Source organism: Rheinheimera texasensis (assembly GCF_964031785.1).
In the GTDB taxonomy this organism is placed as follows: domain Bacteria; phylum Pseudomonadota; class Gammaproteobacteria; order Enterobacterales; family Alteromonadaceae; genus Pararheinheimera; species Pararheinheimera texasensis_A.
In genome coordinates this window covers 118,807-131,963 of record NZ_CAXIRE010000013.1, presented here as the reverse complement: position 1 = coordinate 131,963, position 13,157 = coordinate 118,807, and the positions used below count along the sequence as shown (strand labels likewise).

Below are 13,157 nucleotides of genomic sequence, written 5' to 3'. Positions count from 1 at the left end.
TTGGACGGCGACTTTTCAGACGGGCTTTCGAGCGGAACCGGGTGCGCCTTTTCTTTCGGTTCCTTTCTTTTGGCAAGGCAAAAGAAAGGAACTCACCGTTAGGTGAAATCTCTGCTAGACGGTCTCGCCGCAAAGGAAATAACGATTACTAAAACAAAGTCGCCCGCAGGGCAAAAAACCAGCGCCGCCAGACGCCTACTGGTCTAGATACTCAGCAATCAAATCCAGAAACTCATCTCCGTAGCGGCTGAGTTTGGTCTGGCCGACGCCGCTGATGGCGAGGAAGTCGCTGCGGCTGGTGGGCATTTGCTGGGCCATTTCGATTAACGAGGCGTCGCTGAACACCACAAAAGGCGCGACGTCGGTGCGTTCGGCGATTTGTTTGCGCAGCGCGCGCAGTTTGCTGAACAGCAACCGGTCGTAATCCTGTTTTTGCTGGGCTTTGCCAGCTTTTGGTGAAGTCGGTGCGCTTAAACGTGGAATCGCCAGTTGCAGGCTGGTTTCGCCTTTCAGTACAGGCCGGGCGGCCGGTAATAACTGCAAGACCGAATGGCGGGTGATGTCTTGTTGCAACAGGCCGTAGTGGATCAGTTGGCGTAGCACCGACAGCCAGTAGTCGTGGCTTTTATCTTTGCCGATGCCGTAAGTGGATAGTTTGTCGTGGCCCAGTTCAGTGATTTTCTGGCCCTGACTGCCGCGCAGCACGTCGATGACATGGTGCATACCAAAGCTCTGGCCGACGCGAAACACACAAGACAGCGCTTTTTGTGCCAGCTCAGTGCCGTCAAAACGCTGTGGCGGGTCGAGGCAAATATCACAGTTGCCACAGGCCTGCTGACTGGCTTCGCCGAAGTAATTCAGTAGCACCTGGCGGCGGCAAGTCTGAGCTTCGGCAAAAGCCGCCATCGCATTAAAACGCTGCAGCGTCACTTCAATCCGGCTTTGGTTTTCGTCGGTCTCAATCCACTTGCGCGTACGGGCAGTGTCGGCCGGGTCGAATAACATGATGGCTTCAGCGGCAACACCGTCGCGGCCAGCGCGGCCAGTTTCCTGATAATAGGCTTCGATGGTGCGCGGCAAATCAAAGTGCACCACAAAACGGATATTGGGTTTATTCACGCCCATACCAAAAGCGACAGTGGCGACAATCAGTTGCAGCTGATCGCGCTTAAACTGGTCCTGCACCAGCGCGCGTTGCTCGTTACTGAGGCCGGCATGATAAGCGCCGACGGCAAAACCTTTGCCTTTGAGCTGCTCGGCTAATTCGTCGACTTTTTTGCGCGACGAGCAATAGACAATACCGCTTTGATTTTCCTGGCTTTTCAGTAAAGTGACCAGCTGTTCCAGCGGGCGGAATTTTTCCAGTACTGTGTAGCGGATATTGGGCCTGTCAAAGCTGCTGATGCTGATAAACGGCTGATACAGGCCCAGTTGCTGACGGATATCCTGCTGCGTCGCCGGGTCGGCGGTGGCGGTCAGGGCCAGAAGTGGCACTTGCGGAAATTGTTGTTTCAGCCGCGATAAGGCGATGTAATCCGGGCGGAAATCGTGGCCCCATTGCGACACACAATGGGCTTCGTCGATAGCAAACAGGCTGACGCCGACATCGCCGAGGCGCTGTAAGAATTGCTCCTGCAGCAGGCGTTCCGGCGCTACATACAACAGTTTGATCTGGCCGTCGCGCAGGCGGCGGAACACATCCAGCACCTGTTCACGCGCCAGGCTGCTGTTAACAAAATCAGCAGCAATGCCCATCGCCTGCAAGCCGTCGACCTGATCTTTCATCAGCGACATCAGCGGCGATACGACGACAGTCACGCCGGGCAACAACAACGCCGGCAGCTGATAACACATCGATTTACCGCCGCCGGTTGGCATCAGCACAAAACAATCGCGGCCGGCCAGTACCTGCTCAATGATCTCAACCTGCCCAAAACGAAATTCGCTGTAACCGAAGGTTTGTTTCAGCGTTTGGTGCAAGAGGTCAGGAGTGGAAACAGATGGCTGCAAAGCGGCGGTCACGTTGGTTGTTGAGAGAGGCGGCTATTCTACTGTTTTCAGCGGAACAGGCATAGCGGTTCCTGCCCTATGAGGCAGGACCAAGCAGCGCCACTGAATCCCGCTCCACCAGCTGCGATAAAAACAAATGGGTGCGATGTGCCGGCTCTGCCGTAGGGTTACTCGACAGCTCGATGGCGAGGCGGGCGGCGTAGCTGGCCATTTCTTCGACCGGGTAATGCATAGTGGTCAGCTGCGGCCGGCAGGCGCGGGCGACAATCAAATCGTCAAAACCCACCACTGACACATCTTCCGGTACGCGCAGGCCGGCGGCAAAGAGTGCATGAATAGCGCCGACCGCCATTAAATCGTTGTAGGCCAGCAGTGCGGTAAAATGCACGTTGCGTTTGAGCAAAGCCTCGACCGCCTGCATACCACCTTCGATATTGGCGGTGGATTCTTCAATCGCCTCATCTTTTAGCGTGATTTGCGCAGCGGCCAGCGTCTGGCGGATGCCTTGCAAGCGTGCGCCAGGGTCACGGTTTTGATAAATACTGGTGATGACAGCGAAGTCTCGGTGGTTTTTTTCCAGCAGCATCTGCGTGGCATAGGCGGCGCCAGCGATGTTATCGAGCCAGACACAACGATGGGCGATGGCCGGAATATAACGATTGACCAGCACCAGGCCGGGGATCTCTTCGGCGAGTTTAATTAAGGTTTTTTCGTCGGAATATTCGCTGTGCAGCACTATGGCCTGGCAGTTGTGGTCGCGCAGTGAATTAATGGCGTCCAGTTCTGACTGTGTTTCATACATCGAATTGGCCATCAGCAGCTTGTAGCTTTGTTCGCGGGCAGTTTTTTCCACACCGGCGGCAAGGGTGCCGAAAAAGGTCATCGCCAGTTTCGGCGTGACCAGGCCAATAGTACTTTTGGTTTTGCTGACTAAGGCCTGCGCATTGCTGTTGGGTCTGTAACCCAGCTCTTTGATGACTTTTTGCACCCGGGCGCGGCAAGCGTCACCGACTTTATGATTGCCATTGATGACGCGCGATACGGTCGCAATCGACACGCCGGCAACGCGGGCGACATCTTTAATATTGGCCATCAGCGGTGTTCCTCCAAAAACTGCAGCCGCTGCACGTGCCAAAGCACCAACAGGGCGAAAAGACTACAAATCACAGTGCCGCCGCTTAATAACAGCCGCATGGCGTCCAGCACGCCGTCCGCCTGCGCTGCACCGGCGCTGGCGGCAAAACCAAGCGTATTTAAAGCGAGGCCAGACAATAACATAGACAGCGCCGCGCTGACACTGACCACCCAATGATGCAACGCCGAGATGGCGCCATATTGGCTGCTGCCGGCCGGTTCGGTTTGGGCCAATAAAGGCGGGATCAGCATCGCCATCGCGGTCCAGGCCGCACTGCAAAGCACGGCGTCGAACAGCAGCCAATACGTCGGTTCGCCTTGATACAACCACCATTTGGCGGCACCGCCGAGCAGATTCAGTACAAAGACCCAGGACAAAGTCGATACAGCGCCTAAGCGTCGGCTGCTCCAGCCAATCACCGGCACAAAAGCCAGGCCAGCCAAAGCATAGCCGCTGGATAACAAGGCTTTCCACCAGGAACCGGCGACTAAATCGGCCTGATTCATCGCATACACCAGCAGGTAATAATCCAGCGTCGCAACAAAAGCGCAGCCACAGAGTTGCAGCAGACATAACAGCATTAACCAGCGCAGCAGCGGCCTTTGGCGTAGCAGGCTCAGGCTGTTGCGCGCCGCAACAGGGGGCTGTGTTGCCGGCGCTGCACTATGAATGGAATCGTGATTTGATTCGTGATTTGGCTCACGGGCGCGAAACGCCAGAAATAATCCCGGCAGTGCAATTAACAGCGTGCCAGTCAGGGCGCCGACCCAGCGCACGCCTTGCTGAAAACTGCTGAATAGTGCCAGTTGCGACAAAGGCACCAGCCACTGATAACCCAAAGAGCCGAGTTTTTGCACGGCGCTGGCCAGGCCAAACACCGCCGTGCGCTGCTGTGGATCTGGTGTTTGTTCAAATACCAGGCTTGATAAAGGCACCGCCAACAGTGGCAGCGCCAAAAAAAATAACAATGACAACAGCGAGAAATAACCAAGCTGCCACAGCGGCGGCCAGTCCGCTGGCACCTGCCACATCAGCACAAAACTCAGGCTTAAACCCAGCACACCCGCCAGTAAAAACGGCCGGCGCCGGCCAAACCGGCTCTGGCATCTGTCCGATGCGCGGCCGACATAACCACTGATACTGCTACCCAGCAGCATAGGCCCGGCGATCGCCAGACTAAGCCAAACCGGGTCCAGCGCCAGCGTCATCTGATAAAACGGCACGGCGAGCACCAGCACACTCTGGTTGGCAAAAAACAACGCCAAAAAGCCAGCGGCTAACAGGTAGCGCTGGACTTTTTGTTGTATGGCTGTGTGGGTTGTGTTGATGGGGTTTGGCAATCAGGCTCCGTTAACGCATTAAACTCACTTCGGCAATTTCCAGCGCATTGTTGCCATCGCTTGGCGCTAACAACTGCCACTGCGTGCCTTGCAGCTGCGACAAATCACCGAGTGGCTGGCCCTGATGTGTAAGCGTTGCCGGCATAAAAGTCGGATAGGCCTGCGTCAGCAGGGTTGGTGTGGCTTGCAGTGCGCTGAGCGGTACCAGTTGATAACGCCAGTCGGGGCTGGCTTCCAGGTCGATGCCAAAAGCCAGCCCGTCTTGATTCAGCAACGCAAAGCGGACCGGCAGCTTATCTTGCTGTTTGCTAAGTACGGCCCGCATTTTGATGGCGACTTTAGTGTATCCGGCTAAATCGCGTTGCGTCAGCCCCATCACGGCATGGGTTTCTGTGCGCAGCAACGACAAAGGTGGCTGTTGCCAGTCCGGCGTTTTGGCCGGGCGCAGGCGTAAGGTCAAGCCTTGCTGCCGTTCGCCAGCCAGCCATTGCTGAGTGACTTGCGCATCTTTTGGATAAAGCAAAGTGGTCTGGTCGAGCCGCGCATCAAACAACGGCACTGCGGCGCCGGGTTGTTGCAGCAAAGTACTGAAATGATGTTGCGGGCTTTGTGGGAAATCCCAGTCCGACGGCAGCGCTTCGACTGCGCCGGGGAAACTCAGCGCTTTGCTATTTTCTTGTATTACCAGCTGATATTGCAGCAGGCCGCTTTGTGTCGGCAACTTGAGCTTAGTGCAATAGCGGCCCAAATCTTCCGCTTGCATCTGCTGTTGCTGCAGCTGGTTTTCACCGGCGAGCCGGTAAAACAGGCTGACTTTCAGACCGGACACCTGAGCGGCAGACAACTGCGCACAGACCAGCAGCGGCTGGTCGATGGGCCATTGCCGCAGCGGCTGGTGTACCAGCAGCGCCGGTTTGGCGGTGATTTCCGGCAATAAAAACGGCCGCGTTGAAGTTGGCGTTTGCGCTTGTGCCAGCAGCGCTGCAGTTTTCGCCAGCAGATAACGGCCCGGCGTCAGTGTCACCAGGCCGTTTTTCGCGGCCAGCTGAGTGCCATCGGCCCGCTGCAACACAAAATTTTTGCCAAGGTCAGCAAGCTGAATCGTCATCTCACGCGCGCTAACCGACAGCCGTACCGCTTCACGTTTTAAGCTGGAATTCTGGTGTGGGTCGTCCAGTTCAGTCGCATCCGGATAGACTTCCAGCTGCCATAAACCAGCTTGTTGTTGGTCGAGAAAATAAGCGCCACTGCCCTGATATTGCACCAGCGTGGAGCTGCCGACACCGGCGATATGGCGCAGCTGGTCTGCATGCACAGGCTTATCAGTCGTGCTATGGCTGTGATAAAACCGGCTGCCGTTATTCAGTAGCGCCAGACCTGTGGCCGGCTCTAACCGTACATTAAGCGCCGCACCACCAAACTGATTCGATGCCGGATAGGCACCGGTATCCGCGCCACGCGGCAGGCTGCGAAACACCTCGCCGGCAATTAAAAAGCTGATGGCTTTGGCTGGCGTGTACAGCAAATTTAAATAGTGGGTGTTGTATTCAGCATTGCTGGCGGCAAGGGCGGCCGGGTCGTAAGCAAACTGGGTGGCCCACTGAAAACCGGCGGTGCGGAAACTGCGCGCCATCGCCGGGTACAACAGCGGCGCTTTGACATCAGCGGCATCAAATTCGTAAATCAGCCGTGCTTTGCCGGCGCACGCAGCGATGTCTTTAAACGGGTTGTGATATTGGGCGACCGAGCCCAGCACATTGCTTTGCAGGCTGCTGTATTTCAGCAGTCCGGTCGGATACCACTGAAACGACACGCCATCGATGTTGCTCTCGCACAGCGCTTTGGCAAATTCCGGCCAGTTACCTTGTTCACTGCTGTTGTAAAACAATGGCTGAGTCACACCGGCGTCGCGCATGACCTGAATCAGGCCATTGACATAAGCCGTCACTGCGCCGGCGTCGGCGTGTTTCGGTTCATTAAAGAGTTCAAACGCCAGAATATTCGGGTCTTTGGCGTAGGGCAGACCATCGCGGTTTTTATGTGCCATCAACTGGGTTAAATAGCGCTTTTGCGCTTGAATGGCATCAGCTTTTTCGTTCATCTGATTTTTGCTGTACAGCACGGAAAAACCGGGCTCTTGCGGGTCCGGCGCCGGATAGCCGCTGCCCCACCAGCCAATTGGCGTCACCACGGCTTTGATGTGGTAGCGCTTCAGTTCTGACAGCAAAAAATCAAACAGCTGCAGATGCTCGTTGTTGAGCAGATTGCCGTCGCGGTCGCTGATTAAACGGTCCCATAAATGAATACGGTATGCCGTGACGCCTAAACGCGCCAGGTGCGCCACATCCAGCCGGATCATGTCCTCGTGCGACAAGCCCATGGCTTTGACCGAACGATAACCAAAGGCAAACGGCAGGCTGTAGTTGGCGCCAAATAGCGCCACTTCCTCTGCTTTACCTTGCGGTGACGCTGCGCTGGCGGCACCAGTCTGATACCAGACGCCATCTTTGATATAAGATTCGCTGGCGGTGACGCTGAAGGACAGCGCGGCCAGCGTCAGCAGTGTTTTTGGCTGAAACCGCATCATCACCACCAAACGCTGTAGAACACCACCAACACCAGCACGACCAGCGCTAAGGACAGGCTAAAACCTTTGCTGGTGCCAAAGCTGATGTCATTCAGTTCCACCGCACCGGCCTGAACCTTATTGCCTTGCAGTAAAGACACGACAATAGCCAGGCCCAGACACAGCAGGAATACCAGACCAACCCGGTCCATAAACGGCAGCGCCGGCCAGAACTGGTAAAACAGGAAGCTGAACACCGCAGAACCGACTGCAGCCAGCAGTGCCGCGTCCGCCGTAGTTTTTTTCCAGAACATACCCATAAAAAACAGCACCACGATGCCCGGCGTAAAGAAGCCGGTAAATTCCTGAATGTATTGGAAGGCCTGGTCAAAATCGCCGAGCAGCGGTTTGGCGGTGAAAAGTGCGATGAGCAGCGACAACAAACTAACCGCACGGCCAACTAACACATAATGCTGCTGGCTCTCGGCGGGTTTTACCTGCGCATATAAATCCATGGTAAAGAGCGTGGCGACTGAGTTGGTCATCGACGCCAGACTCGATAAAATCGCCGCCACTAAAGCGGCAAAAATCAGACCTTTGAGGCCAGACGGCATCAGCGCCATCAGCTGTGGATAAGCCTGATCCGGCTTGGCTAAATCCGGCAGGATCAGCACCGCAGCAATACCCGGCAGCACCACGATAATCGGCATTAACAACTTCAGGAAGGCAGCAAAAGCGATACCTTTTTGCGCTTCACGTAAGTTCGGCGCCGCTAAGGCACGCTGGATAATATATTGGTTAAAACCCCAGTAACTTAAGTTCATCACCCACATACCACCAACTAAAACCGAAATACCCGGCAGGCTGACGTAATGCGGATTGTCCGGGCTTAAAATCATGTCGAATTTTTCCGGTGCTTTGGCAAGCAGCGTGTCAAAACCAGCCAGCACACCGGCGCCGGCACCAATCATGTCAAGCGCCAGATACGACATAAACAAACCACCGAACACCAGCAGCACCACTTGCAGAATGTCAGTAAAAGCCACGGCTTTGAGGCCGCCATACAGCGAATAGCTGACCGAGAACAACGCCAGCAGCGCCATACTCCAGAACAGGTCAATGCCGGTCAGCGCATTGACCGCCAAAGCCCCCAGCCACAGCACGGCAGTTAAATTGACAAACACGTAGACCGCCAGCCAGAAAATCGCCAGCGTGGTGCGGACGCGGTTATCAAAGCGTTGCTGCAGGAACTGCGGCATCGTATAGATTTGTTTTTTCAGGAAAATAGGCAGGCAGTATTTACCGACTAACATCAGCGTCAGCGCCGCCATCCATTCATAGGACGCGATGCCAAGGCCAATCGCATAACCTGAGCCAGACATGCCGATGATTTGTTCGGCGGAGATATTCGCGGCAATCAACGAGGCGCCAATGGCCCACCACGGCAGGCTGTTGCCGGCCAGAAAGTATTCGTTGGTGTTTTTCTGATGGCCTTTTTCTTCGCGCGACACCCAATAGGCGACGAATAGCAGGCCGAGGATGTAGACGACAAAAATCGCCATGTCGAGTGTTGATAAAGTCATAACTTGTCCTGTTCCCTGTGTCTTTGCAGCCACAGCTTTATTGTCTTCGCTCTGTCGCAGCGTTGCGTCAGCAAGGCTGTTGGGAGCTGGTTTTTATAAACTTCAGCCAGATGCCTCAGCTGAAGCGGTAACAAATCTGTTGTTGATACAGCTCGCCCGGCCTGAGCACGGCCGATGGAAAATCCGCTCGGTTTGGTGCATCCGGGAAATTTTGCGCTTCCAAACAAATACCCTGAAAAGACGCAAAAGGTTTGCTCAAATAGGTGCTGACATAAACCTGCAGGCCGGGCTGACTGCTGCGTAATTCCAGTGTTCTTTGCGCTGCGCCGCTGCCGTAGCTAAGTCTGGCCTGCAGTGGCAGCGGGTTTTTTGTTGTCCGCACGACAAAGCGATTTACGAAACAATGGTCCAGTCCATGCGGTAAATCAGCATTTTGCCGGCACAAAGGCCCAACTGCTTTTGGCGCGCGAAAATCAAACTCATGTTCATTGACACTACGCACGGCGTCCGGCAGCGGAATACCGCACTCGTCGACCGCCAGATACTGATCGGCCATTAACTCTAACTGATGCGCTGCAAGCGCTTCCACTGTTTGTTGCGGCGCCAGGTTAAAGTAACAGTGATTGGTCAGATTGACGACGGTTTCGGCGTCGGTGCTGGCAGTGAAACTCAGCTGTAATTCGCCGCCGGGTCGGCCCTGACTATCAATAGAATCAACGACCTGCAGTCGCTGCTGCACTCTCAAAGTACCGGGAAATCCCTGGTCGCCATTGGGGCTTATCAGTTCCAGCAGCAGGCTGTCGGCGCTGTGTTCCACTACTGTCCAGACGCGCTGCGCAAAACCTTGCGCGCCGCCATGCAGGCAATGCGGTGGCTGACTGGCACTAAGCGGCCAGTTCACACCCTTGCTGTCCTGATATGCAGCATTGGCGATGCGGTTGGCATAACGGCCGACACTGGCGCCCAGCGCCGCGCTGTCGGTCAGATAAAAGGCCGGATCTGCCTGCGACAACGTCAGCTCCTGGCCGTGCAGTTTGATGCTTTGCACACGGCCGCCATAAGGCAACACTGTGACTGTGAGGCCACCGCTGCAGCTGATGGCGTGTGGCGTCAGCGCTGTTGGTGCCAGCTGCTGCGCCAGTCGCTGCGCGTCGATCAGTGCGTTCATAAAGCGCGGGCTCCGGCGCTGGCCTGACACAGGTAAAAAGTCGGCTCAAGCTGATGCGCCGCCGGATAGACCTGGCTTAAGTGCTGGCAGACCGGCTCGACTAAGTCCGCCGGTAACAGCGCGACCACACAACCGCCAAAACCACCGCCGGTCATCCGCACGCCACCACGTTCGCCGCAAATGGCCGCGACTTCCGCCACCAGAAAATCAATGGCCGGCACTGTGATGGCAAAATCATCCCGCATCGACTGATGCGACTGCGCCATCAGCGCGCTTAAGGTTTTGATATCAGCGTTTTTCAACGCCACTGCAGCCGCTTCCGTGCGGTTGTTTTCGCTGATGACATGGCGGGCACGGGCATAAATCAGCGGGTCCAGATGAGTTTGTGCCGCTTCTAACTGTTCCAGCGTGACATCTCTAAGCGCTTTAACGCCAAAAAACTTCGCGGCGGCTTCGCACTGTTCGCGTCGCTCGTTGTAGGCACTGTCGACCAGACCACGTTTGACGTTGGAGTGGATAATCAGTACTTGCAGGGATGCCGGCATCGGCACTGTCTGATAATCGAGGCTGCGGCAATCGAGCAACAGCGCCTGCCCGGCCTGACCTGCCGCGCTGACCAGCTGGTCCATAATGCCGCACTGGCAACCGGCAAACTGATGTTCAGCCTGCTGGCCGTTCAGCGCATTGCCGCGCGGCGACAGTGGCGCGCCTGCCAGCGTACTGAGGCCTAAACCCAACACCATTTCCAGCGACGCCGACGAGCTTAACCCGGCGCCTTGTGGCACATTGCCGCCGACCACCAGTTGACAGCCCGGCAGCACCAGACCGCGTTGCTGTAATCCAGCGACGACGCCACGGACATAATGAGCCCAGCGCGGCGTGTTGACTGGCGTGCTGGCCGGTGTTAGCGGCGCAGTTAAATCAATGACATGCAGCTGCTGATAATCGGCTGCGAAGATTTCGATTTGGTCTGAACCCGGCACCAGGCGGCTGGCCAGCACAGTTTCAAACTGAATGGCGCAGGGCAGCACAAAACCGTCGTTGTAATCGGTGTGCTCGCCAATCAGATTCACGCGCCCCGGCGCACTGAACAGCTGCGTAGCGTCCGCGCCAAATTCGCGCTGGAAAGTTGTTTTGACCATGTCCTGAAGAACGCCGGACAGACTCATGCTCTGACTCCTGTTGCTGCCTTTTTATAATGAGTGGCCGGCAAGTCACGTAAGCGTGCTGCGGCTTGTTCCGGGGTCATATCACGCTGGGTTTCGGCCAGCATTTCATACCCTACCATAAACTTTTTCACGCTGGCGGAGCGCAGCAGCGGCGGATAAAAATGCGCGTGCAGCTGCCAGTGCCCATTTTCAGTGGCCTGACCGTTTTGCGCATAAGGCGCGCAGTGCCAGCCCATCGAATAAGGGAAAGAGCACTGAAACAGATTGTCGTAACGAATGGTCAGCGCCTGCAGAATTTCCGCGAGGCTTTGTTGTTCTGCTTCAGTCAACTGTTCCAGATGCTGCACGGCGCGTTTGGGCAGCACCAGCGTTTCAAAAGGCCAGCTGGCCCAATAAGGCACCACCACCAGCCAGTCGGCATTGTCCAGCACCAGCCGCGAGCGGTCAGCCAGTTCCAGCTCGGCATAGCGCTGCAATAAATTCTTGCCATGTTTAGCGAGGTAAGCCGCCTGCTGTGCGTCTTCGCGCGCCGGCAGCGTCGGAATGCCTTTACTTGCCCAAATCTGGCCATGTGGATGCGGATTGGAGCAGCCGTTAATAGCGCCTTTGTTTTCAAATACCTGCACCCAGCCGTAGTCGCGTGACAACTGCTGATATTGACCAATCCAGCATTGGATCACGGCCTGAATTTCGCTGATGGACAGTTCCGGCAGTGTTTTGCTGTGATCCGGCGAATAACATATCACCCGGCTACAGCCTTGTTCTGCCTGTAATTGCAGCAAATCTTCCTGATTTAACGCCGCATCCGGTGTGTGGGTATTGAGCGCAGCAAAGTCGTTCTGAAACACAAACGGGCCCTGATAGGCCGGATTGTGTGCGCCGTTAATCCGCACATTGCCCGGGCACAGATAACAAGTTTCGTCATACGACGGCTGCACGCTGTTGTCGGCCGCTTCGACCTGGCCTTGCCAGGGCCGTTTGGCGCGGTGCGGCGATACCAGCACCCAGTCGCCGGTCAGCGGGTTGAGCCGGCGGTGCGGGTGCTCGACAGGATCAAAAGCAGGGGCGTCGAACGCAGTTTGCTCAGACAAGGTATGAACTTCAGACATCAGCAATTTCCTCTACAGCAGTGCCCACAGCTTGATCGGCAGTGCGATAGCCCTGCGGATTTTGTTGTTGCCAGCGCCAGGTGTCGCTGACCATATCGGTTAAATTGAGCCGCGCCTGCCAGCCCAGTTGTTGCTGCGCTTTGCCGGCATCGGCATAACAGGCGCTGACATCGCCGGCGCGACGTGGCGCAAAATGAAGGGGGATGGGATGGCCCGACACTTGACGGAACGCTTCGACCATTTCGAGTACCGAATAACCCTGGCCGGTGCCGAGGTTAAACAGGTGGTGACCGGATTGGTCATGCAGCTGCTCCAGCGCGCGGACATGGCCGTCAGCCAAATCCAGCACATGGATGTAATCGCGCACGCCGGTGCCGTCCGGCGTCGGGTAGTCGTTGCCAAACACAGTGAGTGCCTCGCGCCGGCCGACCGCGACCTGGCTGATAAAAGGCAATAAGTTGTTCGGAATACCTTGTGGGTCTTCGCCAAGCTGACCCGACGGATGCGCGCCGACCGGGTTAAAATAACGCAGCGCCACCGCAGAAAAAGCCGGATTGGCGGTGCAATAGTCGGCGAGGATTTGCTCCACCAGCCACTTGCTGCGGCCATACACACTTTGCGGCAAGGTCGGCGACTGTTCGGTCAGCGGCAGATGTTGTGGGTCACCATAGACAGTCGCCGATGAGCTGAATACCAGACAATTCACCTGATACTGCTGCATTACATTCAGCAGTGTCACAGTGCCGGCGACATTGTGCTGATAATATTTCAGTGGTTCGCGTGCCGATTCACCGACCGCTTTTAAGCCGGCAAAGTGGATCACGGCATCAAAGTTGTTGCCTGCTTCGGCGTTTTTAGCAAACACGGCAGCAAGCGCTTCAGCATCACAGATATCCAGTTCGGTAAAAGCAAAGCTGCCGGGCATGCCCTGGCTTAAATTGCTGAGCCGCTTTAACACTTCGCTTTGGCTGTTGCTGAAATTATCCACCAGCACCAGCTGATGACCACGTGCCAGCAATGCCAGCGCGGTATGAGAACCGATATAACCGGCGCCGCCGGTCAGCAGGATATTCATCC

General features: G+C 56.0%; 9 protein-coding genes. All 9 read right to left on the bottom strand.

The window, feature by feature from the left end:
• Positions 1 to 195: 195 nt before the first annotated feature.
• A complete protein-coding gene (gene recQ, locus ABNT34_RS03725; protein WP_348728927.1) occupies positions 196 to 1,980 on the bottom strand; it encodes a DNA helicase RecQ in 1,785 nt (594 codons plus the stop codon).
• A gap of 106 nt (positions 1,981 to 2,086) precedes the next feature.
• The gene (locus tag ABNT34_RS03720) at positions 2,087 to 3,103 is read right to left on the bottom strand and encodes a LacI family DNA-binding transcriptional regulator (protein WP_348728925.1); all 1,017 of its coding nucleotides are present in this window, start codon (positions 3,101 to 3,103) and stop codon (positions 2,087 to 2,089) included.
• Positions 3,103 to 4,485 (bottom strand): MFS transporter, encoded by a 1,383-nt coding sequence (locus tag ABNT34_RS03715; RefSeq protein WP_348728923.1) that lies wholly within the window; start codon positions 4,483 to 4,485, stop codon positions 3,103 to 3,105. Before ABNT34_RS03715 ends, ABNT34_RS03720 begins: the two co-directional genes overlap by 1 nt.
• Before the next feature lie 10 nt (positions 4,486 to 4,495).
• Positions 4,496 to 7,069: a hypothetical protein gene (locus ABNT34_RS03710; RefSeq protein ID WP_348728921.1), complete on the bottom strand. Its 2,574-nt coding sequence runs from the start codon at positions 7,067 to 7,069 to the stop codon at positions 4,496 to 4,498.
• 2 nt (positions 7,070 to 7,071) lie between these two features.
• On the bottom strand, positions 7,072 to 8,634 hold the full coding sequence (locus ABNT34_RS03705; protein WP_348728919.1) for a sodium/sugar symporter: 1,563 nt from the start codon (positions 8,632 to 8,634) through the stop codon (positions 7,072 to 7,074).
• 115 nt (positions 8,635 to 8,749) lie between these two features.
• Entirely contained in the window at positions 8,750 to 9,802 is a 1,053-nt protein-coding gene (locus ABNT34_RS03700; RefSeq protein WP_348728917.1) for an aldose epimerase family protein, read from the bottom strand.
• Complete coding sequence (gene galK, locus ABNT34_RS03695; protein WP_348728915.1) at positions 9,799 to 10,971, bottom strand: galactokinase; 1,173 nt, start codon at positions 10,969 to 10,971, stop codon at positions 9,799 to 9,801. The genes ABNT34_RS03700 and galK overlap by 4 nt, the downstream gene beginning before the upstream one ends.
• Positions 10,968 to 12,080 carry a UDP-glucose--hexose-1-phosphate uridylyltransferase gene (locus ABNT34_RS03690; protein WP_348728913.1) on the bottom strand — a complete coding sequence of 371 codons (1,113 nt, stop codon included), beginning with the start codon at positions 12,078 to 12,080 and terminating at the stop codon, positions 10,968 to 10,970. Before ABNT34_RS03690 ends, galK begins: the two co-directional genes overlap by 4 nt.
• The gene (gene galE, locus ABNT34_RS03685; protein ID WP_348728911.1) at positions 12,073 to 13,155 is read right to left on the bottom strand and encodes a UDP-glucose 4-epimerase GalE; all 1,083 of its coding nucleotides are present in this window, start codon (positions 13,153 to 13,155) and stop codon (positions 12,073 to 12,075) included. Before galE ends, ABNT34_RS03690 begins: the two co-directional genes overlap by 8 nt.
• Positions 13,156 to 13,157: the final 2 nt, after the last annotated feature.